The 22,094-nt window shown below is 46.9% G+C and carries 19 protein-coding genes; all 19 read left to right on the top strand.

Annotated elements, in window-relative coordinates:
• Positions 1-132 precede the first annotated feature (132 nt).
• The 19 genes from BLT15_RS01620 to BLT15_RS01530 all read left to right on the top strand — a co-directional run bounded on the left by BLT15_RS01620 (position 133) and on the right by BLT15_RS01530 (position 22,094).
• The gene (locus BLT15_RS01620; RefSeq protein WP_089758011.1) at positions 133-2,523 is read left to right on the top strand and encodes a Lon protease family protein; all 2,391 of its coding nucleotides are present in this window, start codon (positions 133-135) and stop codon (positions 2,521-2,523) included.
• A gap of 136 nt (positions 2,524-2,659) precedes the next feature.
• Positions 2,660-3,733 carry an alanine/ornithine racemase family PLP-dependent enzyme gene (locus tag BLT15_RS01615; protein ID WP_089758009.1) on the top strand — a complete coding sequence of 358 codons (1,074 nt, stop codon included), beginning with the start codon at positions 2,660-2,662 and terminating at the stop codon, positions 3,731-3,733.
• Positions 3,734-3,791: 58 nt separating this feature from the next.
• Positions 3,792-4,730, top strand: a complete 939-nt coding sequence (locus tag BLT15_RS13495) for a LysO family transporter (protein ID WP_234985457.1) — start codon at positions 3,792-3,794, stop codon at positions 4,728-4,730.
• 36 nt (positions 4,731-4,766) lie between these two features.
• Positions 4,767-5,513: a Mut7-C RNAse domain-containing protein gene (locus BLT15_RS01605; RefSeq protein WP_089758007.1), complete on the top strand. Its 747-nt coding sequence runs from the start codon at positions 4,767-4,769 to the stop codon at positions 5,511-5,513.
• A 508-nt stretch (positions 5,514-6,021) separates the two neighbouring features.
• Positions 6,022-7,311 (top strand): ABC transporter substrate-binding protein, encoded by a 1,290-nt coding sequence (locus BLT15_RS01600; RefSeq protein WP_159429759.1) that lies wholly within the window; start codon positions 6,022-6,024, stop codon positions 7,309-7,311.
• A gap of 176 nt (positions 7,312-7,487) precedes the next feature.
• Positions 7,488-8,252 (top strand): ABC transporter ATP-binding protein, encoded by a 765-nt coding sequence (locus BLT15_RS01595; protein ID WP_234985456.1) that lies wholly within the window; start codon positions 7,488-7,490, stop codon positions 8,250-8,252.
• A 5-nt stretch (positions 8,253-8,257) separates the two neighbouring features.
• On the top strand, positions 8,258-8,971 hold the full coding sequence (locus BLT15_RS01590; RefSeq protein ID WP_089758004.1) for an ABC transporter ATP-binding protein: 714 nt from the start codon (positions 8,258-8,260) through the stop codon (positions 8,969-8,971).
• Positions 8,972-8,985: 14 nt separating this feature from the next.
• Positions 8,986-9,921, top strand: a complete 936-nt coding sequence (locus BLT15_RS01585; protein WP_089758002.1) for a branched-chain amino acid ABC transporter permease — start codon at positions 8,986-8,988, stop codon at positions 9,919-9,921.
• A gap of 13 nt (positions 9,922-9,934) precedes the next feature.
• Positions 9,935-10,885, top strand: a complete 951-nt coding sequence (locus BLT15_RS01580; RefSeq protein WP_089758000.1) for a branched-chain amino acid ABC transporter permease — start codon at positions 9,935-9,937, stop codon at positions 10,883-10,885.
• Positions 10,886-10,923: 38 nt separating this feature from the next.
• Positions 10,924-11,328, top strand: a complete 405-nt coding sequence (locus BLT15_RS01575; protein WP_089757999.1) for a hypothetical protein — start codon at positions 10,924-10,926, stop codon at positions 11,326-11,328.
• Positions 11,329-11,655: 327 nt separating this feature from the next.
• A complete protein-coding gene (locus BLT15_RS01570) occupies positions 11,656-12,285 on the top strand; it encodes a corrinoid protein (protein ID WP_089757996.1) in 630 nt (209 codons plus the stop codon).
• A gap of 21 nt (positions 12,286-12,306) precedes the next feature.
• Positions 12,307-13,782: a trimethylamine methyltransferase family protein gene (locus tag BLT15_RS01565; RefSeq protein WP_089757995.1), complete on the top strand. Its 1,476-nt coding sequence runs from the start codon at positions 12,307-12,309 to the stop codon at positions 13,780-13,782.
• Between the two features lie 76 nt (positions 13,783-13,858).
• Positions 13,859-14,491 (top strand): corrinoid protein, encoded by a 633-nt coding sequence (locus BLT15_RS01560; RefSeq protein ID WP_089757993.1) that lies wholly within the window; start codon positions 13,859-13,861, stop codon positions 14,489-14,491.
• A gap of 21 nt (positions 14,492-14,512) precedes the next feature.
• Positions 14,513-15,964, top strand: a complete 1,452-nt coding sequence (locus BLT15_RS01555; RefSeq protein WP_089757992.1) for a trimethylamine methyltransferase family protein — start codon at positions 14,513-14,515, stop codon at positions 15,962-15,964.
• A 159-nt stretch (positions 15,965-16,123) separates the two neighbouring features.
• Positions 16,124-18,094, top strand: a complete 1,971-nt coding sequence (locus BLT15_RS01550) for a hydantoinase/oxoprolinase family protein (protein WP_089757990.1) — start codon at positions 16,124-16,126, stop codon at positions 18,092-18,094.
• Between the two features lie 25 nt (positions 18,095-18,119).
• The gene (locus BLT15_RS01545; RefSeq protein ID WP_089757989.1) at positions 18,120-18,767 is read left to right on the top strand and encodes a DUF1638 domain-containing protein; all 648 of its coding nucleotides are present in this window, start codon (positions 18,120-18,122) and stop codon (positions 18,765-18,767) included.
• Positions 18,768-18,923: 156 nt separating this feature from the next.
• Entirely contained in the window at positions 18,924-19,967 is a 1,044-nt protein-coding gene (locus tag BLT15_RS01540) for an FAD-dependent oxidoreductase (protein WP_089757987.1), read from the top strand.
• Between the two features lie 70 nt (positions 19,968-20,037).
• Positions 20,038-21,414 (top strand): hydrogenase iron-sulfur subunit, encoded by a 1,377-nt coding sequence (locus BLT15_RS01535; protein ID WP_089757985.1) that lies wholly within the window; start codon positions 20,038-20,040, stop codon positions 21,412-21,414.
• Positions 21,411-22,094, top strand: coding sequence for a methylenetetrahydrofolate reductase C-terminal domain-containing protein (locus BLT15_RS01530; RefSeq protein ID WP_089757983.1), 684 nt, complete (start codon positions 21,411-21,413; stop codon positions 22,092-22,094). Before BLT15_RS01535 ends, BLT15_RS01530 begins: the two co-directional genes overlap by 4 nt.

Genomic DNA, 22,094 nt, shown 5'->3' with positions numbered 1-22,094 from the left:
CCTTCTGTTTACATTTTATCGTATTGATGTTTTTTTATCAAGGGAAGCATGCTCAACTCTGCGAGGTACAAACGCTGACTTACAATTTTGAGTGCTTAATTCTGCTGGAGCACCAACAGGAGGTATGAAATAATGAGAGAATTAGACGCGGAAGAGCTGCGCTGTGAATGTGCCCGGGATCAATTCGAATTTGAAACCACCGAGGAAATAACGCCTTTCGAAGAGGGGATTATAGGGCAGCAGCGGGCAGTGGAAGCTACCGATTTTGGTTTCAATATTGATAAAGAAGGATATAACATTTTTATGGCAGGTCCTATCGGCACGGGCAAGAAAACTTATGCTCGCAGAAAATCGCAGGATATCGCCGATGAAATTCCTACTCCGAATGATATGCTCTATATCTTTAATTTTGAAGATCCGGAGTCTCCCCGGGCTATAACCATACCCGCCGGCAGCGGCAGGCCTCTTAGCGACGATATGGATAATGTTATTGAAGAGCTCAAAGAGGAGCTGCCCAAACTTTTTGAGGGTGAGGAATTCGAGGAAAAACGCAGTGAGATAATGGGGGAATATCAGCAGGAGTCGAACCGGATGATGGAAGAATTCGATCAGGAGATTCGCGAAGAAGGCTTCACTCTGCAAAAATCCGAACGAGGACCTGTGCCGGTGCCGATAAATGAGGAAGGAGAACCGATAAAACAGGATGAATATCAAAAGCTGGATGATGACAGACGGGAAGAGATAAGAGAAAAGAGCCAGCAGATTAAGAAACAGCTCGACAAATTGATGAGAAATATTCGGGATAAAAAGGAAGAAGCTCAGGAGAAACTTTCTGAACTGCAGGAGGAGATGGGACTTTCCATAGTGCAGCCCATTATAGATCAGCTAAAGCATCGGTACTCGGATTGCGGTGAAGAAGTTACCGATTATCTGGAGGACGTCAAACAGGATATTGTCAATAATCTGGATAAATTTCTTCAGGGGGATAACGATCAGCAGATGCCTTTTCCCGTGAATATGGGAGAGGGGGATGACGACTTTTTTGTCCGCTATCAGGTGAATTTGATAGTCGATAATTCCGACACCGAAGGTGGACCGGTTGTTTTCGAAACCAACCCCACCTATTACAATCTTTTCGGAAAAATTGAAGGCAAGAGCAAATTCGGAACGGTTACGACTGATTTTACCATGATCAAGGGAGGTTCTCTCCACGAGGCAAATGGAGGATATTTGATTTTGCAGGCCAAGGATGTGCTGACCAATCATTTTTCCTGGGAAACCTTAAAGCGGGCCCTTATCAATCAGGAACACAAGGTGGAAAACATCGGAGAGCAGTATCGATCCTATCCCATAAGCTCTCTCAAGCCCGAGCCCTTTGATATAAACGTAAAAGTCATAATGGTCGGCAGTCCCATGCTTTACAGTCTTCTTTACAATTTTGATGAGGAGTTCAAGAAGCTGTTTAAGATAAAAGCTCACTTTGATACAGAGATGGAAAGAAGCCAGGAGAATATGAGGGATTTTGCCTCATTTGTTGCCCAGGTTTGTGAGAGGGAGGATATCAATCACTTTTGCGCGGGAGCGGTGTCCAAAACAATTGAGTACAGCTCGCGGCTGGCCCGGGACGGCAAAAAGATGACCACCAGATTTAATGAATTAATCGAGGTCATTTATGAAGCCAGCACCTGGTCGGAGATGGAAGATGATGATAAAGTCAGAGAAGAACATGTTCAGAAAGCGCTTGAAAAGAAGGAATACAGGGCAAATCTGGCCGAGGAAAAGATTCAGGAAATGCTGGACAGGGACAGGCTGCTTATAGATGTAAAAGGTGAGCAGATCGGACAGATCAACGGTCTCTCTGTTCATCATTCCGGAGAGCACACCTTCGGCCGACCCAGCCGGATTACCTGTCAGTCTTTTCCGGGGAAAGAAGGAGTTGTGAATATTGAAAGAAAAGCGGAGATGAGCGGCAGCATACATGACAAAGGAGTATTGATCCTTTCCGGTTTTCTGGGAGGCAGGTATGCGCGCGAGCATTCTCTCACACTTTCGGCTTCTCTGGCTTTTGAGCAATCTTATTCCGATATCGATGGCGACAGCGCTTCATGTGCCGAACTGCTGGCTATAATATCTTCTGTGACCGAGCTCCCCCTGAGACAGGATCTGGCCATAACTGGCTCTATGAATCAGCGAGGTGTGGTTCAGCCTATAGGTGGCGCCAACTGCAAAATTGAAGGCTTTTACGATGTCTGCCGGAATCGGGGTTTCACCGGAGAGCAAGGTGTTGTTATACCCGAACAGAATCTGGAAAATTTGATGCTCGAGGATAGAGTTCTGGAATCAGTGGGCAGAGGTGAATTTCATATCTACACCGTGGAAAGGATAGACGAAGCAATCGATCTTTTCTTCGAGCCTTCAGTGGAAGAAGTAGATTCCCGCATGGAATCGGTCCTGGAGGAGATGGCCGAAACAGCACGTAATCTGCAGGATGAGGATGAGAAAGGGGAAGATGAATCGGTATAAATCCCCCTCTGATCTGTCCTCAATTCGGCTTTCACCGGAACATTCTATCGAGATTCGCAGGGATTACAAATAAGGTTCTTCTTTTTACCAGCTGAAGACCTCAAAAAATTAACGGTTTTCTTCAGGAGGCACCAGGATGACAGCATATCCTAATATTGAAATTGATTTGAGAGGGATAAGAAAAAATATCCGCCTTATGAAAAAAAGATGCCGGGAGAGGGGAGTTGAACTTACCGGGGTGGTGAAGGGGGCGGCAGGGAATATAGAGGTTGCTGGCGCTTTTATCGAAGAAGGGATTTCCTCTCTTGGGGATTCCCGGTTGAATAACATAAAAAAGTTCAGGGAGGCAGAACTCGAAGCTGAATATATGCTGCTGCGTCTGCCCGATCCGGAAGAGGCAGAAGAGGTGGTGCGTCAGGTCGATATAAGCCTCAACAGCGAGCTCAAAACTTTGAAGGCTCTCTCCCTGGCAGCTCAGAAGCTCGGACGCCGGCACAGGATCATAGTGATGATCGACACAGGAGATTTGAGAGAGGGGCTCTGGGAAAGCGAGATCGATGAATTCTTTTCGCGGGCTCTGGAGATGGAGGGACTTGATTTCGAAGGAATTGGAACCAATGTGGGATGTTATGGAGGTGTGCTGCCCGACGGGGAAAATACCGGAAAACTGGTCGAGATCAGGGATAAATTGAGAGAGAAATTTGATGTTGAGCTGCCTGTAATCTCGGGGGGCAATACCGCCACCACTATTTTGCTGGAAAAAGATGCTCTGCCGCAGGAGATTAACAATCTCAGAATAGGCGAAGGGATTCTGCAGGGAACTGACGCAACCCATCAAAGAGAACTGCCTGGCTTTAAAGTCGGCAATTTTAAAGCGGCAGCCCGGATTATCGAACTGAAAAACAAACCGTCTCTTCCCCGCGGCAATCTCGGGCGCGATTCCTTCGGTCAAAAGCCTGAATTTAAAGATCGCGGTCTCCGCCGCAGAGCTATTCTGGCCCTGGGTCGCCAGGATGTCAGAGTTGATGGTCTAAAACCCCTTGAGGAAAATCTGGAAATTATGGGAGCCAGCAGCGATCATCTGCTGATTGATGTTACCGAAGCCGGGAGGAATTATCAGGTCGGGGATGTGATGAAATTCGACCTTTCTTACGGTGCCATGCTGGCGGGAATGACCTCGGAGTATATGAAAAAGGTTTTGCTCGACTGACAGATTTTTTGCCCTGGAAGGATCTGAAATAACTATTATGAGGAGCTGACCAGCAGTTATGGATATGTGGATTCTGCTTGTTTTTTTGGGCGGCGGAATGGCAGCCGGATTTTTTACGGCGGACAGCAGTAAACTTTTGAAAGTTTCGGGCTATATTTTACATATAGGGCTGCTCATTCTCATCGGAATTATGGGGGCGAGAATAGGGGCTGATGAAGAAGTTATCTCCGATATAATGAGAATCGGCTTTCAGTCTTTTATTCTGGCTTTGGGAGGTATTATCGGTAGTCTCATTTTTCTGCAGCTTTTTTCTTATTACCTGCGGGCGGCTCAGACTGTCAGAGCAGAGGATGAGAGCACACACGAGGACCTCGTTTCGCAGAGCAGCGGCAGTTTACTGGGGTTGACAGCGATAATTCTGCTGACGGTCGTTACAGGGCTGGTGATAGGACTTGTGCTTCCTGAGGGGTTTTTGCCCTGGCTGGAAAATATGACCCAGTACGCTCTGGCTGTTCTGCTGCTGGGAGTGGGGATAGATCTGGGCAGCAGACATGGGGTTCTGGCTCAGCTCAAAACTCTGGGCCTGCGTATCGTCATGATCCCTTTATTTGTTGCTGTCGGCAGCATTATAGGAACTATAATAACTGGAAATTTGCTGGGGTTTGCAGCTGGCGAAGCCGGAGCTGTGGGGGCCGGATTTGGCTGGTACAGCCTTTCGGCGGTTATGCTGACGGAGATTTATTCAGTCGAGCTGGGCTCTCTGGCTTTTCTGACCAACATCATGCGGGAGATGATGGCCATAGTTTCAATCCCTCTTATCGCCAGCGCCCTGGGCCCCATAACTGCTATTGCACCCTGTGGAGCGACCAGCATGGACGTAACTTTACCGCTTTTAAAAAGATCCGGAGGTGAAGCAATCGTTATTCCAGCTTTTATAAACGGTATGATACTTTCGGCTCTTGTCCCCATACTGGTCCCGTTTTTTATCAGCCTGTAGAGAAAATTTTTGACATCTGGAGGCGATCGATAATTGATGAAATCAGCGGTATTTAGATTTTATGGTTATTTAAAGGAAATTCTACGCCGCGAACATAAAAACGGGCTGGTAGAGCACAGATTCAGCGGCAAACAGTCGGTCAAGGACAGGATAGAATCAATGGGAGTTCCTCATACTGAAGTGGATCTTATAATTTCCGCCGCTGACAGGAATGAGTTTCTCGATTTCTCCTATGCAGTTCGAGCTGGAGACCGACTGGCTGTTTATCCTCCTCCCCTGAATTTAGATGTAAATTCGCAGCGGCTGCTTCAGCCTGTTCCCCCTGATCCCATAAGATTTGTGCTCGATGCTCATCTCGGCAAGCTGGCCTCCTATCTGCGAATGATGGGTTTTGATGCCTGGTACCACAATGATTATGACGATCCCGAGCTGGCCAGAATTCAAAAAGAGGAAGAAAGAGTCCTGCTCTCGCGGGATCGGGGTCTGCTGCAGAGAAAAAAAGTCAAACTGGGACATTTAATTATCTCTGATGATCCTGCCCGACAGCTGCAGGAGGTCGTGGCAAGATACAGGCTGCAGGAAAACATCAATGAGTTCGGACGCTGTCCCGAATGCAACTCTTTATTAAAAAAAGTGGATAAAGAGCAAATTATCGACCGCCTGAAACCTCTCACCAAAAAATATTACGATAATTTTAAATTATGTCCGGGTTGTGCCCGAATATACTGGCGAGGTTCACATTATAATAATATAAAAAAGATGATTGACAGATGCTGCCAGTAAATAATCGCGCTTGTGATCAAAATAATTTAAAGGAGAAAAATTCAGATTCTTGAATAAGGATAATAGTATGAGGAAAAAGTGAGAAATATTTTATAAATAAAAAATAAAAATATTTTAAGATTGTTATCAGTTGATAGATATCGTATGAGATCACTATCATAAAAATAATGGCTGGAAGATATAAAGCAAAGTGATACTCGAAATTTTTCGAAACTCAGGTTAAGTCCACGGCCAAAAAATAGTGTCCCCGGCTCAGGATCTGCCGGGCTTAGCGTGTGTTCAGGGACAGGCTTTGGCGATGGGAGTGCAATTTTTGACACACCTATTTACCAGCTGAAGAAAAGAAGATCTATATTTTAAACCAGCGAGCTCAGAAGGGGGTGTTAGGCTAAGGGCTAAAAATTTGAAAAATTTTAAATTGCAAACATAATCTTGTGAAATGATTCCGCGCAAATTCGACAGCATTTACAAAAACTCTTTCTTAAAATTCTGCAAGGGGGGCCAAAAAGTGAAAAATAAATCATTAACCTTTGCTCTGGGAATTTTTCTGGCGGTCGTTTTCACTTTTACCTTTACATTTACAGGTGCTGCGGAGGAATATGTTATTGGAACTTTAACCCCCATGTCCGGACCATCTGCTCCTTTCGGGGAGGCTATGTATAATGCTGGAGAGCTGGCGGCTCACTATGTTAATGAAGCGGGCGGCATACACGGATATGACCTGGTTCTTGAAAATCGGGACACGGCCACAGAAGAAACCACCGGAGTTGATGCAGCCCGGCGCCTTGTCGATGTTGATGGCGTACCGGCTATAGCAGGAGGTTATTCCAGCGGTGTGGCCATGGCTGTGGCTGAAGGTGTGACAATTCCACAGGAAGTTACTTTTGTCACCGTTGGAACTTCCCCCATGATATCAATAGTAGATGATAATGGTTATTTCTTTAGAACCTCCGGTCACGGACTGCAAAACGGACGGGTTCTGGGCGATGCTATAGCTGAAGACGGTCATGAGGAGATAGGAATTATATACGTTAACAATCCTTACGGTGAAGGGCTGGCGAAATCGACTGCTGCAACTTTTGAAGAGTATCATGACGGTGAAGTTGTAGCTTCGGTTCCCTTCGAGATCGGTCAGGCCAGTTATGCTTCCGAAATCGCAAGAGCATATGATGACGGAAATGTTGATGCGGCAGTAATTATTGCCTATCCCGAAGATGCTGAGGTCATGCACGGTGAAGTTCATGCGGCCGGCTGGACTGATATTCCCTGGTATGGAAGCCCCGATCAGCGTGTACCTGATCTGGTCGAAGCTCTGGGCGCAGATTATATGTCAGGTATAGCTTTAGGCACCACTCAGGGACGCTGGGACAGTCCTTCCAGAGATAGCTTTTATGATGGATATGAAGAGCAGTATGGCGAAGAGCCTCCTCGACCTTATATGGCTCCGGTATTTGATGGCGTTTCTTCAATCGCCCTGGCCATAGCTGCTTCCGACAAAGGCCCGGATGAAGTTACGGGAACCGATATAAGAGATCACATGCGAGAAGTCACCTCTCCTCCTGGAGAGGAGGTTCATGCTACCGCTGAGGGCTTTGCCAGAGCTTTTGAACTGCTGGAAGAAGGAGAAGATGTCAACTTTATAGGGGTAGGAGGCGCTATAGAATTCGATGAATACGGAGATGCTCTTTCTGCCATTCAGCTCTGGACTATAGATGATGATGGCAGCATTGTAACAATAGAAAACCGCATGGAAGAACCTATCCCCAGAGATTTGATGCCTCCCGAATTTCAGGAGTAAGCAAGAATGAGGTGCGGTTGAGATAAACAAACATCCCGGCATCCCGGGAGTCTAATATTATATAACAGTTCGAGTATTTATGATGAAGTCAGAGGAGGGGAGCACCGTGATCTCCCCTCTTTTTTTTGGGATCTTCTCCATATCAGTTGGCTTAATAAGGCGAGGGAGGGGTTAGTTTGAGTTCTATACTTGAGCTTAAAAATGTCAGCAAAAACTTTGGCGGTATTCAGGCTGTAGATAACTGTTCTCTGGAAGTAGAAGAGGGCAGTATTACCGGGTTGATAGGACCTAATGGAGCCGGCAAAACGACGATCTTTAACCTGATAACTGGTTTTCATCCCCTCACTTCAGGAGAAATCTATCTCAGGGGTGAGAAGATACAGCCCGGAAATAGTCCTAATGATATTTTCAGAAAGGGAATTTACCGCTCTTTCCAGATAACCCGGGAACTTTCAAAAATTACAGTTCTCGAAAATCTCCTCATAGCTCCTCATGATCAGGCCGGAGAAACATTATGGAATAACTGGATAAACAACAAAAAAGTCGAACAGGAAGAAGAGGAGCTGGTGGAAAAAGCGCTGGAGATATTAGAATTTTTGGATATGAGAGATAAATGTGATGAATATGCCGGAAACCTGCCCGGCGGGGATAGAAAACTGCTGGAGCTGGGCAGGATGATGATGGTTGAACCGGAACTTGTTCTGCTGGATGAACCGGGAGCTGGGGTGCCACCGGGAAAACAGAGAAAAGTTAATGAGAGAATAATAGAATTGAATGAGGAACAGAATATCACTTTTCTGGTTGTGGAGCACGATATGGCTGTAATCATGAATCTTTGCCATCCCATAATGGTCCTTGTCAACGGCAGTTTGCTCACTGAGGGCAGCCCTGAGGAGGTTCAAAACGATGAGAGAGTGGTTAAGGCTTATCTGGGAGAGTGAATATAATGTCCGATAATTCTTTTTTATCTGTAGAAGATGTCACCAGTGGATATGGCATGATCGAGGTTTTATTTGACATTTCTATGGAAGTGGAAAAGGGTCAATTCGTGGTATTAATAGGTCCCAACGGCGCGGGTAAAACCACCCTGCTGCGCAGCATTATGGGAATTGTTCCCCCTCAGAAAGGCCGGGTTTACCATTCTGGTGATGATGTTACCGATTTAAACCCCGAACAGATGCTGCAGAGGAATATCTCATATGTTCCCCAGGAGAGAAATATATTTGCTGAGATGAGCGTCGAGGATAATCTGGAGATGGGAGCATATTCATATGAGGGAGATCCAGAGGAAAGATTGGAATTGATTTTCCAGGTCTTTCCCATTCTAAAAGAACGGCTGGACCAGGAAGCCGGGACTTTATCGGGAGGCCAGCGGCAGATGCTGGCTATAAGCCGCGGGATAATGATGGAGCCGGAGCTTTTGATTTTGGATGAGCCAACTTCCGGACTTCAGCCCAATCTGGTAACTGATGTTATGGATTCTATCGTCGAGCTGCAGGAGAAGGATGATATGACCATCCTCCTGGTGGCTCAAACAGATCAGGCCATTAGAGAAGCTGATTTTGGATACCTGATAAGAAGCGGAGAGATAGTTCTGGGTACTGAAGGAGATAAACTTCTTGAAAGTGACGAAGTAATGGATCTTTACTTCGGCGGATAAGGAGGAATTATAATATGCTGGGTAACCTGGTAGATGGAATCGTACTGGGATGTGTGATAACTCTTGGTGGCCTGGGAATATCCTATGTTTTGCTGCTGCAGAATTATTTTAACTTTACCGGGGGAACCTATTTTACCCTGGGAGCTTTTCTGGCCTATGGCTTTCTGGAATTTATACCGATGGGTGAACTGCCTCTGGTCACTTTCGGCCCTGGACTTTTAGTTTCGATGCTGCTCGCCATGATTTTTCTGGCTGTAATAATGACTTTCTTTGACAAAATTTTATTCAAACCACTGCGTGAACGAAATGCTCCCTTCATGTTTTTTTATCTTACAGCCTTCGGTATGTTATTCGTAATTCGCAGCATCGTTTATCTGGTCTGGGGAGCTGATATGCGCAGATACGTGGCCGGGCTTCCTCATATGTACAGGTTTCCCGGGGGGATAAATGTTACCGCCGATGAACTATTTGTAGTTATTGGCACAGTGGTTCTTGTGGCTGTTCTCTATTATTTTCAATACCATACGAGCCTGGGTAAAGCCATGCTGGCCACCGCCGATAATGAACGACTCGCTTCCATAACCGGCATAAAAATCAGGAATATACATACGACGGTCACCGTAATAGCCGGGCTGGTGACTGCAATGGGGGGAGTATTTTACGGTATTGTAGTTCAGCTGAGACCTCTGATGGGGTTTAATCTGCTGATGGCCATGTTCTTTGCGGTCATCACGGGAGGACACGGAGCTATTTTAGGCACACTGGGAGCCGGATTGATCATAGGAGTGGTTCAGGAGTTCGGTTCAGTTTTCCTCCAGATTTTCATAGATGCGGGAGGCATACCAATCGAAATGAGCGCTTATAAAGAGGTGCTGGCATTTTTCTTCCTGATCATTATTCTCCTGACCAGACCTTATGGCATCTTTCAGGGAACTTTCTTAGACCGCTAGAGGAGGTAAGATCATGCAATATCTTTTGAGTATTATCTGCGTTGGGTCTGCTTATGCTATTATAGCTATGGGTTTGAATTTGCAGTGGGGATACACCGGTTTATTCAACCTTGCTGTCCACGGAATGGCAGCTGTTGGGGGTTATGGAGCTGTTATAATGACCACCTCTCCTTCAGCCGGCAGGATTGGTGGTTTTGCCATGCCCTATCCCGTGGGGCTGATTGTAGCTGCGCTGATAGCCGGTCTTTTAGGTGCTATTATTGGCAGGGTAACTCTTCACCTGGAATTCGGATTTTTCGCCATAGCCACCCTGGGGCTGGGGATGATGGTTCAGGCTGTTTTGATAAACGAAGGCTGGATAGGAGATGGAGTCTGGGGAATAGGCGACATACCCCGTCCTTTTGACTGGTATTTTGATCATCCATTTTTTATCTACGTGGCTTATGCAGTCGTTTCTTTTCTGCTGATGGTTCTGGTTTATATTGTGCTGGAAAGACTGGTTCATTCTCCCTGGGGAAGAATTCAGATGGCAATTAAAGAAGATGAGCTTTTGACTCAAATGCTGGGGAAGGACATATTTTCCTACCGCATGCAGTCGCTGGTATTGGGGGCGATGATAATAGGACTGGGAGGCGCCGTTTATGCTCATTATCAGGCCTATATCAACCCAGAATCCTATGATGACATCATGATGACATTTATTCCTCTGTTGATGGTTGTGGCCGGCGGCAGCGGCAACAATAAGGGTTCAATAATCGGCGCCTTTTTCATCTGGACTGCCTGGAGCACCAGCGAAATTTTTGCCGGGTATTTTCCGCTGGGAGCCGAGCAGCTGCCGCATGTGCGTATGTTGACTGTCGGGGTCATCATAATTGCTATTCTGAGATTCCGCCCCCGGGGATTGATCGGCCGCGAAAGAGCCGTTTCGGCTGCCGCCGGTAAAGTTGAAGAGAGGGTGGAATAAAATATTATCAAAAAAGTATATTCAGCGGAGTGAAATAAATGAGCCAATTAAAAGAAGACAGCGACAAAGATTATACCCATCTTGAAAACAAACTCCTTGAGATAAGCGAGGAAATTATTCAGTACAGGAGGCTTCATTACAATGATGATGTGATCGGAACCCTGATAGATCTTTACTGTTTGAAGGAGATAGAGCCGGCAGAGGCAGAGGGGTTGGCCAGAGATGGCGTAAAAACAGCCTCCAGTGTGAGAGAAAGATTTGCATTTTTACTCAAAAAGCTCGGCTCTCTTCCCCATCGCAGTCGGGGGAGAGAGCGAACTTTTCGGGGGATTGATGGTAATATTTATAGAGAAAGTGAGCTGAAATCCTGGAAACACGTAAAAAAACTGATAAACTCTTTGCGGAAAAGAATTAATAACGACCGTTTTGATCCCGGCTGGTGAATTCGATTGACCTATAATCATTGGTTGTGATTATCTTAATTTAAAGGAAAAATAGCCCGTTTCATTTAATTATTAATAATGAGGAAAAACTAAATAATAGATCAGCATATCTTAGCTGGCGCTGATGCCGGTGCTGGCTTAAAAAAGTTTTTTGATAAAAGTTTATTTTTAAAAAAGAGGAATTTGGATATCAGTATACAAATTATTATATAGGGAAAATCATGATTATTTTACACGAGGTAATTATTTTTTTAAACCGAAATAATCATGATTATAATACCCAAATAGACAATATATATAATTACAAACAGCAGGGGGATACAAAAAATGCCAGATTATGAAAAGATGAGCGAAAAAGTTATTGCAGGAGATCAGGAGAACGTAGCTGAATTGACTCAGGAAATAGTTGATGAAGGAGCAGAACCTCAGGAAGTCATTTCTGAGGGATTAATAGCCGGCATGAATGTAGTGGGGGAGAGATTTAAAGCGGGAGATATGTTCGTTCCGGAAGTATTGATGTCGGCCAAGGCCATGAAGGCCGGTATGGAGATAGTTAATCCGCTCCTTACCGAAGGCGACAGAGAGGAGTCGACCACTGTAGTTTTAGGCACTGTCGAAGGTGACCTGCATGATATCGGTAAGAACCTGGTCGGAATGATGCTGGAAAGCGGCGGCATGGAGGTTATCGACCTGGGAGTAGACCTGCCGGCCGATGAAATAGTGGATGCGGTCAGAGAAAACAATGCCGATGTGCTGGGTATGAGTGCGCTTTTGACCACCACCATGATGGAGATGCAGAACGTAATTGAAGTTCTCGAAGAAGAAGGACTTAAAGATGATGTTGATGTTTTAGTGGGCGGCGCTCCGGTGACCAAAGAATTTGCTGATGATATCGGTGCTGATGGCTGGGCCCCGGATGCAGCCTCTGCTAAAGATTTAGTGCAGGAAATGGTTTAGAAAATAAAAGGGGGTAAGATAATGTCAAACTACAAGAGGGCCAGATTCGAAGCCAACTCTACTGTGAATTTTCAGTCACTGTCTGAAGATGAGTGTGAAGAGATTTATATGGCCGCTCTGGAAGTGCTGGAAAAGACTGGTGTCAAGGTGTTTTCGGAAGAAGCCCGGGAGATTTTCGAAGAGGCAGGCTGCTGGATAGAGGATGATGAGCTGGTTAAGATACCTGTCGGTTTGAGTCAGTGGGCGGTGAATAACGCCCCTTCTAAGATCACCCTTTATGATCAGGAAGGTAAAGCTGCTCTGGATTTACATGATGACAAAACTCATTTTGGCCCCGGACCAACCAATACTTATCATCGCGATCCTTACTCTGGAGAGAGGCGTCGTCCTGTGGTTCAGGACAACAGAAATGCGGCTAAGGTATGTGATGCTCTGGACAATATTGACTATGTTATGGATCTGGGAACTCCCAGCGATGTAACAGAAAATATAGCCGATGTTCATGCTTTTAAAGCAATGCTGGAAAACACCAATAAGCCCATTGTTCACTGGGGTTTTGACATCGAACAGTACGAAGATATGATCGATATGGCCTCTGTCGTGGCCGGTTCGCTGGAAGAACTTCAGAAAAAGCCCTTTTTCTTCCTCTATTCCGAGCCCACTTCACCTCTTCTTCATGGTCGTGAGGCTATTGACAAAGTTTTGCTGGCTTCTCGTAAACGTATACCCATCGTCTACACCCCCTGCATTATCTCTGGTGCAACCTGCCCTGCCACTCTGGCTGCTACTCTCGTTCAGGGAATAGCGGAAAGCGTTACAGGTATAACTCTTGCTCAGCTGGCCAACCGCGGAACTCCGATCATTATGGGCGGAGTCTACGGCATTATGGATATGAATACCACAGTTTACAGCTACGGCAGCCCCGAATTTAACTGCCTGCAGGCCGGCATAGCTCAGGTTTCAAGCCACATGGGAGTGCCTGTGTTCGGCACAGCAGGATGCACAGATTCCCATACCATCGATGAACAGGCAGCAGCAGAAGCAGCTATGAGCATACTTACGGCAGCTCAATCGGGCGCCAACTTAGTTCACGACTGCGGTTACATGAGTTCAGGCAACATGGGCAGCCTGGAACAGCTGGTAATGGATGATGAAATAATAGGAATGGTTCGCCGCTTTATGAATGGAATCGAGGTAACCGACGAAACTCTGGCAGTTGATGTTGTGGATGAGGTAGGTGTGGGAGGTCATTTCCTGGGCGAAGATCATACCCGCAAACACTTTAAAAATCAGACCTGGTTTCCTGATCTGATCAATAGAATGCGTTACGACGGCTGGAAGGAAAAGGCTGACAGCTCACGCATGAGCGATCGGATAAAAAATAAGCTGCACGATATTCTTGAGAATTATGAAGCCCCAGAGCTTCCCGATGACAAGCAGGAAGAGGTTGATAAGATTTTGGAGCGGGCTGAAGAAAGAGAAGCCGAACGCGATTGATGAAATCGCCTTTTAAAATTGAGCAGCATCTATTAAAATATACAAGAATTAAAAAAAGTAGAGGGGGATAGTTAACATGCCAGATTATGAAAAGATGAGAGAAAAGGTTATTGATGGTGATCAGGAGGCTGTGAAGGAGCTTACCCAGGAGGCAATAGATGAGGACACAGAACCCCAGGAGATAATCTCCGAGGGTTTAATCAGCGGGATGAATGTAGTGGGTGAGAGATTTAAAGCAGGAGATATGTTTGTTCCAGAAGTATTGATGTCGGCTAAAGCCATGAAGGCGGGCATGGAATTGGTCAACCCTCTTCTCACTGCCGCTGATAGAGAAGAATCTGTGACAGTAGTGCTGGCTACCGTCGAAGGTGACCTGCATGATATCGGTAAGAACCTGGTCGGAATGATGCTGGAAAGCGGCGGCATGGAGGTTATCGACCTGGGAGTAGACCTGCCGGCCGATGAAATAGTGGATGCGGTCAGAGAAAACAATGCTGATGTGCTGGGTATGAGTGCGCTTTTGACCACCACCATGATGGAGATGCAGAACGTAATTGAAGTTCTCGAAGAAGAGGGGCTGAAAGATGATGTTGAAGTATTAGTAGGTGGCGCTCCGGTGACCAAAGAATTTGCTGATGATATCGGTGCTGATGGCTGGGCTCCGGATGCTGCTTCCGCCAAAGATCTGGTACAGGAAATGACCTCTTAAATAAGGTGGGGGTAATAAAATATGAAGAAAGCTAATTACAGGACTATACAGGGCACCAAACTGGAAGTTCTGTCTGAAGATGAAATCGAAAAAATTCTGGAAGCTTCAATGGAAATTCTGGAAAGAACAGGTGTAGTATATTATCATGACGAGGCCCTGGAAATCATGGAAGATGCCGGTTGTTATGTGGAAGGCAATAACGTGCGAGTTCCTTCCAGACTAGTTGAAGATGCTATCCGCACTGCCCCCCACAAGGTAACGCTCAGCAACAGCCGAACCAAGGAGAGGGTTATGGAGCTGGCCGGCAACAATGCCTATTTCGGCACGGGTTCTGACACACCCCATTTTCGCGATCCCCGTACCGGAGAAAGAGTTAAAGCCAGTAAAGAATCTGTTCAAATGGCTACCAAAACCATAGATGCGCTTGACAACCTGGACTTTGTTATGTCTCTGGGTATAGTTCAGGATGTCCCGCAGCCGGTTTATGACCGCCATCAATTTCAGGCGATGGTCGAAAATTCATCCAAACCGATAGTAATTACTGCAAACGATGCCGAAGGTTATGGAGATATCATAGAGATGTGTGAGGTTATTGCCGGCGGAGAAGCGGAGCTCAGGGAAAATCCTTTCATGACTCTCTATGCCGAACCCATATCACCTCTGCAGCATGCTGAGGATGCGGCCGGAAAACTCGTCCTTGCCGCCAAAAAATCTCTGCCCGTAGTTTATACACCCTGCATAATGGCTGGAGGAACTGTGCCTGCCACACTGGCCGGCGCTATGGCTACCGGCCTGGCCGAGAGTCTGAGCGGGCTGGTGCTGAATCAGCAGACCAATAAGGGTAATCCTTTTGTAATGGGTGGAGTATTCACCATAATGGATATGAACACCACAATATTCTCTTACGGTGCTCCCGAATTTCATCTGATGCAGGCAGCACTGGCAGACGTTTCCAATTATATCGACATCCCCATGTTTGGAACCTGCGGCTGCACCGATGCAAAAATCGTGGATGAACAGGCGGCTATAGAGGATGCACTTTCTATCGTGATAACGGCTCAATCAGGTGCTAACCTAAATCACGATGTCGGATATATTGAACACGGCAATTGTGCTTCCCTGGAAAATCTGGTGATCAGCGATGAACTGATCGGTTTTGCCCGCAGGATCGTTGAAGGAATCGATGTAACTCCGGAAAAGCTGGCCACCGAAATAGTTGATGATGTCGGACCGGGAGGCCACTTCCTGGGCGAACAGCATACCATGAATCATTTCGAGGAAGAGACCTGGTATCCTGATCTGTTCGAGCGCAAGTTTTACGATAATTGGGCCGAAGATGAGGATACTCTTTATGACAGAGCTCATGAAAAAGTAATGGATATTGTGGAGAATTACGAACCTGAACCTCTTCCCGATGCTGTGAGCAGAAGATTAAATGAAATCGTGCAGAGAGCTGAAAACGAAATTCTTTAAATGCCCGGAAAGAACTACAGGATTACCCGCCCCGGCCTCGGATTGTCGGGGTGGGTTATTCCTCAACAAATTTTTTTTGGCTTTTTATTCAGGGGAGCCTGTAAACGGCTCAATCCTGCAAAATTGTTTGTTTTTAATCAGCTTGAGGAGGACAATTAGATGTCTGAATTAGCACTGGGAATAGACACAGGAGGAACATTTACCGATGGAGTTGTGATGGATCTGGGCGCAGAAGAGATAGTAACCAGCACCAAACAGATAACCACCCGGGAAGATCTGAATGCAGCCATAGAAAACTGCCTCAATGATCTGATGGCAGATGAATCCGTTCTGGCGGAGAAAATTGAACTTGTTTCCCTTTCGACCACTCTGGCCACCAATGCTATTGTGGAGGGGCAGGGAGCCGCTGTAGGTACCCTGCTTTTAGGCTTTGAGCCCGAGGAGCGATTGCCCGCTGATGAACAGGCTGTAGTTTCCGGAGGCTGCAGCATAAAAGGTGAAATAAAAGAGGAAATAGATGAGCAGGAGATTAGAGAAGCGGTCCGGGAGATGAAAGGCGAGGTAGATGCTTTCGCGGTTTCAGGTTATCTCAGCGTTCGCAATCCGATTCAGGAGCAGAAGGCGGCCGAAATAGTGAGAGAGGAAAGCGGCTGTCCGGTGGTAGCTGCACATCAGCTGACCAGCGATCTTGGATTTCAGGAGCGGGCGGTTACAGCTGTCTTCAATGCCCGGCTTTTGCCTCTTATAACTGAGCTGATAGAAAGTGTGGATTCTCTGATAGAGGAAAGAGATATATCAGCCCCGGTGATGGTGGTTCGCGGAGACGGCAGCCTTATAAGCACCTCGGAAGCCAGAGAAAGACCGGTCGAGACTTCCCTTTCCGGCCCGGCGGCCAGTGTGGTGGGAGCTCGTCATCTGGCCGATATAGAAAATGGGATTATAGTTGACATGGGTGGGACGACCACCGATCTGGCTCTGCTGGAGGAAGGAAGTCCCCGCATAAATCCCAGAGGAGCTATGGTCGGCGGCTGGCACACCCGGGTTAAAGCCGCTGATATAACCACTATCGGTCTTGGAGGGGATAGTCTTATCCAGATATCCAAAGATGGAGAAACATCGATAGGGCCTCAGCGAGTTTTTCCCCTCAGCTGGGCGGCCGAAAAATATCCTCATTTAATCGATGAGCTCGAGCGAATCAGAGATAGGAATCCCTACACCTATAATTATCAGCCTGTTTCAGCCCTGGTTTATCTATCAGAACCCGAGCGAATGGAGCTGAACGAACGGGAGCGTGAGCTGGTATCAGTTCTCAAAGATAAGCCTCATACCATATGGCAGTTGGGGCGAAAACTCGATCAGGATGCAGAACTTCTCCCCTGGGAACAGCTGGTGAAAGTGGGATGTCTGCATAGAGCTTCCCTGACACCAACCGATATTCTGCATACCAGTGGAGAGTTTGATCGCTGGAATGAGCAGGCATCGGAGATTGCCCTGGAAGTTATGTCCAATAGAAATTCTCAAAACCCGGAAGAACTTGCTGAAGAAATTTTGAACGGCGTATATGATAAAATTACCTCGCTGGTCATCGAGGCAGTGCTGGGCCGGGAGGAAGATCTAGATTTTTCTTCCCGGGAGATGGAATATATGATTGCCAGGTTGATCTCACCTGATAACGGTGAATTTTTGGAAACTATCTGCAGACTCGGTCCTCCTCTGGTGGGAGTAGGAGCGCCGGTCAGAGCTTATTTCCCTGAAGTTGCAGAAAAACTCAATGCTGAACTAAAACTGCCGGAAGCAGCCGAGGTAGCCAATGCAGTCGGTACAGTTATGGGTAAGATCATCGAGCGAGAAACCATAATAGTCCGCACCGATGAGGTAAATGTTGGCTATTTAGTACATCTTCCCGATGAGAAGCTCGGCTACCGGGAATTTGAAGACGCAGTTGAGAACGCCATCGAGAAAGGTCGAGAATACATTCTTGAAAAAGCTAAAAGATCGGGCGGCCGGGATATCAAGGTTGAGTACGAACGCGAGGATGTATACGGAAAGGTAGCCGGCTCCCGTAAAGAAGAGGGAATTTTTCTGGAAACCAGACTGGAGTTTTCGGCTGTGGGCCAGCCCTGGAGTTAAATATCGGGCGGGAGGGTTGATTGTTTTGGATAAAGTTATCGCCTGTTCGACTATGCGACCTGAAATAGAGGCACTCGATCCTGATCATGACCTTAATTTTATGGGATATGGTTTACACAGGGTGCCAGATAAACTGCGGGAAAAGCTGCAAAATGAGATCGATCAGAGCGAAGAAGAGGGCTACGATAAAATTCGTTTGATTTATGGATTGTGTTCGCACGGAATTTCGGGGCTCAGTTCCAGTGAATCGCCGATTATTGCCCCGCGTGTTCACGACTGTATCAGCCTGCTTCTGGGATCAGCTGGCAAATACCAGGAGGAATTCAAAGACAATCCTGGCACAATCTATCTTTCCCGGGGCTGGATAGATTTTGGAGGCGATCCTCTCAGCGTTTTCGAAGAATATGTTGATCGAGTGGGCGAAGAGATGGCCCGGGAGACGGTGACGAGGGAATATAAGAATTATACGAGGCTCGTATTTGTGAATACCTGGATAGATGATCTGGCTGAATATCGCAAATATGCCCGCGAGGCGGCGGAATTTCTGGATCTTGATTATCAGGAGATTGAGGGCTCTTCTGACCTCATGCATAGGCTTCTATTTGAGGAAGAAGGAAAGGGAGTGGCTGTTTTTCCTCCCGGACGCTCGATACTGCGCCATAACCTGGTTTAGCCGCCAGGCCGGTTGAACTTAAATTAGCAGTTATGTTAAAATATGACATGAAAGCAGGTTTAAATTTTTTAAAATTGTTTAACAACCTATCTGATCGAAGGCCTGTTTAGCCGTAAAATCACACCATCCTGTCTTTATTCGGAAGGGGAGAACAATATGTCAAGAATTGGTGTAATCGGTGGAGGTATTGCAGGGTGTACTGTAGCTTCCGAGCTGGCTGATGCCGGGGAAGATGTGGTGCTGCTGGAGAAGGAAGATGAACTGGGTGGTAATATAAAAAATTATGGTTGTAAAGCCACCGACAGCTGCACCAAATGCAATCTCTGCCTTGTTGACAGTATCTTCAATTCTGTGCGAGAAAGCGACAGAATTGAAGTAAGAGAAAACACAGCTGTGCTGGACTGTCTGGAAAAAGAAGGTTTTGGTCTGGTTGTCGAGGATGATGATGGAGAATATACTCTCGATGATATCTCCGAAATCGTGCTGGCTACCGGTCACAAGCGGTGGTCAGAGCTGGAAACTGGCACCCCGGAAATATTCGAAGATGAGAGGATCCTCTGGGCCAGTGATTTTGAGGATATGCTCGAAGGGAGAAAAGATCAGCTCTGTGAGGAATCACTGGAGATGAATCTGGGATTTAGCCCTGATTCGGCTGTTTTTCTTCAGTGTAACGGCTCCCGCAGCATTCAGGAAAAGGCTCGTTACTGTTCTAAAGTTTGCTGCGGCTATAATTATCGCATCGCTCAGGTACTCAGGCACAACTTTCCTGAAATGGATCTCAGCATGTTCTTTATCGATATGCAGGAAGCCGGCTTCCTCGTAAATCTTTCCTTTGAGAAGCTCTCCGAGCTCGATATCGATTATTATAACTGCAAGCCTCTGCGCCTGGAGAGCAGCTCTGACTCCTTACAACTCAATTACGAAGACCAAAAAGAGGGAAAGATGGAAAAATTGGATACAGATTTGCTTGTGCTCTCTGAAGGAATTCACCGCGGCACAGAACACGAGCACTGGTCAAAGATTTTCAATCTGCAGCAGACAGAGGATGGATTTCTGCGGCCGATCTGGCCCGGAGAGGAGACAGGAGTGTATCTGGCCGGGACTGTAACCGGCCCGGGAGACAGCGCCACCACCATTGCAAAAAGCCGGGAGACGGCCTATCGCCTGCTTGATAATAAACTGGTGGAAAAGGCTAACTGATAAGAATACAAAGCTGACGATAGGATCGGGAACTTTCAATTTTTACAGCAGGCTAAAAGGAGGTAATCTGATGTCAGGTTCCGACAATCAGTATGATGTTGTATATATTGGGGAGTCTCTGGAGGAGGAAGAACTCAGTTCCACCTCCATCTCTCCGGAGATTTTGAGCAGCTGCCGGGGAGAGGTAGGAGGCTTTGAGCTGGGAATTAAAGACAATGGTGAAGTTAATGAGAGCCTTTCTGCAGCCAGCATAGTCATAAATCTTCCTTTCCAGGAGGAGCTGCCCGTAGAAGCAGGTCAGTCTTTGACTGATGATCCGGAGGATTTTCTTGAGGAAGATTCCGACGAGCCTCTGCTTATAGTACAGGATTATTCGGAGCTGTCACCAGCGGCCATAAGCAGCTGGGGGTTAAAAACCGCGCTCGAGGCCAGAGAAAAATCCCCTGAAAGAGATATATATTATTTCTACAAGGCTATGAGATTTATGGACAATAATGATGAGCTTTATGAAAAAGCCCGCAGGCAGAATGTAGTTTTCCTCAAATATGATCTGGGAGAACTCGAAATCGGCGAAAAAGAAATTTGCTATCAACGAGAGGATATAGATATTGAGCTGACCGGTGAGATGATTATAGCTCCCGAGCTGAAACCGGCTGCTCACAATGACAGACTGGCCGATATATTAAAGATAGAACAGGATGAATATGGATATTTGCAGAAGGAAAATGTCTATCTCCAGCCCACTTTGAGCGGGAAGAGGGGCGTATATGTGCTCGGCGGCGCCCGCGGTCCCAATGCTCTGACCTATCAGGAGGAAGAAAAAAGCTTCACCCTTGCTGAGATAAAGCGAATATTGCAGGGTGTGGAGGAGATGGACGATGAGGATAGAGAGATAGATGATCAAAAGTGCGTTGTCTGCTACACCTGTCAGAGAGTCTGTCCCCACGGGGCAGTTCAGCGTGACGAAGAACTCAACTCCATGACTATAATGGACCTGGCCTGTCAGGGCTGCAATTTATGTATCAGCCGATGTCCTGCCGGTGCTATTACCCGCAGCGGGGAAAGCGAAAACGGAGAAGAGCAGGATGGTGTACAGGTGATAATTTGCGAGAATTCCGCCGCTATCGCCCGGGAGAAAGCTGATGATGACCCTCTAAAAGCCCAGGAAGTCGAGGAAGTTCCCTGTGCCAGCACGGTCAAAAGGGAGCAGATATTCAGCCGGCTGAAAGGCGGTAATGGCGAACTGCTTATACTCGGGTGCATATCCGAAGCCTGCAAGCACCTTACCGGACATGATAGATGTGAACAGGTGGTAAATAAGGCCAGAGAGGATATGGAAAAGCTGGGATTGGATACTTCTCGATTGGAGTACCGGCGTCTTTCACCCAGGATGGCCGAAGATCTCAGTGCTTTTTTGGATAACTGGAAGGAGGAATCCCACCGATGATCGTTGGTGAACGCAAAGAGGTTGATGAGATAAGGGATATGCTGCCCGAGGATATCGAAGAACTGCTGATTGTGGGCTGCGGCACCTGTGTAACCGTCAGCCTGGCCGGCGGAGAAAGAGAGGCGAAATCGCTGCGTGATCTTCTGGAACTTTATTTCAGTCAGAACGGAGAGAGTCTTGATATCGCCGCCGATGCTATCAAAAGACAGTGTGATGATGAATTTATAGACGAGATTGAAGAGCAGATAGAGAAAAGCGACGCTGTTCTTTCGCTCGCCTGTGGTATTGGAGTGCAGCATCTGGCTATCAGATTTCCCGAGAAACTCATTCTGCCCGGTCTTAATACGACTTTCTATGGCCGCACCAGCGCTACGGGAGAATGGGAGGAAATGTGCCACGGCTGTGGAGAATGTGTTCTCGATAGATTCGCCGGGATCTGTCCTATAGCCCGCTGCTCCAAAAGCCTTCTCAATGGACCCTGTGGCGGTTCCGAGGACGGCAACTGCGAGGTCGATGACGAGATCGACTGCGGCTGGGAATTGATTTATGAACGCGCCAAGGAGCTCGAGGTATTCGATCGGCTGCTGGAACACGAGGAACCCAAGGATTGGACAACCTACCGGGATGGTGGCGTGCGCAGCCATAAGAACCCTGAATTTTTCCGCTCGGGAGGAGAGTAG

The sequence above is a fragment of the Halarsenatibacter silvermanii genome (assembly GCF_900103135.1).
Lineage (GTDB): Bacteria > Bacillota > Halanaerobiia > Halanaerobiales > Halarsenatibacteraceae > Halarsenatibacter > Halarsenatibacter silvermanii.
Note: the sequence above shows the minus strand (reverse complement) of the source record. Positions and strands in the feature narration are given on the sequence as shown.

What these genes read in the sequence shown, in the direction of transcription:
- BLT15_RS01620 (WP_089758011.1), top strand. Translation starts at nt 133, where the DNA reads ATGAGAGAATTAGACGCGGAAGAGCTGCGCTGTGAATGTGCCCGGGAT.
- BLT15_RS01615 (WP_089758009.1), top strand. Translation starts at nt 2,660, where the DNA reads ATGACAGCATATCCTAATATTGAAATTGATTTGAGAGGGATAAGAAAA.
- BLT15_RS13495 (WP_234985457.1), top strand. Translation starts at nt 3,792, where the DNA reads ATGGATATGTGGATTCTGCTTGTTTTTTTGGGCGGCGGAATGGCAGCC.
- BLT15_RS01605 (WP_089758007.1), top strand. Translation starts at nt 4,767, where the DNA reads ATGAAATCAGCGGTATTTAGATTTTATGGTTATTTAAAGGAAATTCTA.
- BLT15_RS01590 (WP_089758004.1), top strand. Translation starts at nt 8,258, where the DNA reads ATGTCCGATAATTCTTTTTTATCTGTAGAAGATGTCACCAGTGGATAT.
- BLT15_RS01585 (WP_089758002.1), top strand. Translation starts at nt 8,986, where the DNA reads ATGCTGGGTAACCTGGTAGATGGAATCGTACTGGGATGTGTGATAACT.
- BLT15_RS01580 (WP_089758000.1), top strand. Translation starts at nt 9,935, where the DNA reads ATGCAATATCTTTTGAGTATTATCTGCGTTGGGTCTGCTTATGCTATT.
- BLT15_RS01575 (WP_089757999.1), top strand. Translation starts at nt 10,924, where the DNA reads ATGAGCCAATTAAAAGAAGACAGCGACAAAGATTATACCCATCTTGAA.
- BLT15_RS01570 (WP_089757996.1), top strand. Translation starts at nt 11,656, where the DNA reads ATGCCAGATTATGAAAAGATGAGCGAAAAAGTTATTGCAGGAGATCAG.
- BLT15_RS01565 (WP_089757995.1), top strand. Translation starts at nt 12,307, where the DNA reads ATGTCAAACTACAAGAGGGCCAGATTCGAAGCCAACTCTACTGTGAAT.
- BLT15_RS01560 (WP_089757993.1), top strand. Translation starts at nt 13,859, where the DNA reads ATGCCAGATTATGAAAAGATGAGAGAAAAGGTTATTGATGGTGATCAG.
- BLT15_RS01555 (WP_089757992.1), top strand. Translation starts at nt 14,513, where the DNA reads ATGAAGAAAGCTAATTACAGGACTATACAGGGCACCAAACTGGAAGTT.
- BLT15_RS01550 (WP_089757990.1), top strand. Translation starts at nt 16,124, where the DNA reads ATGTCTGAATTAGCACTGGGAATAGACACAGGAGGAACATTTACCGAT.
- BLT15_RS01540 (WP_089757987.1), top strand. Translation starts at nt 18,924, where the DNA reads ATGTCAAGAATTGGTGTAATCGGTGGAGGTATTGCAGGGTGTACTGTA.
- BLT15_RS01535 (WP_089757985.1), top strand. Translation starts at nt 20,038, where the DNA reads ATGTCAGGTTCCGACAATCAGTATGATGTTGTATATATTGGGGAGTCT.
- BLT15_RS01530 (WP_089757983.1), top strand. Translation starts at nt 21,411, where the DNA reads ATGATCGTTGGTGAACGCAAAGAGGTTGATGAGATAAGGGATATGCTG.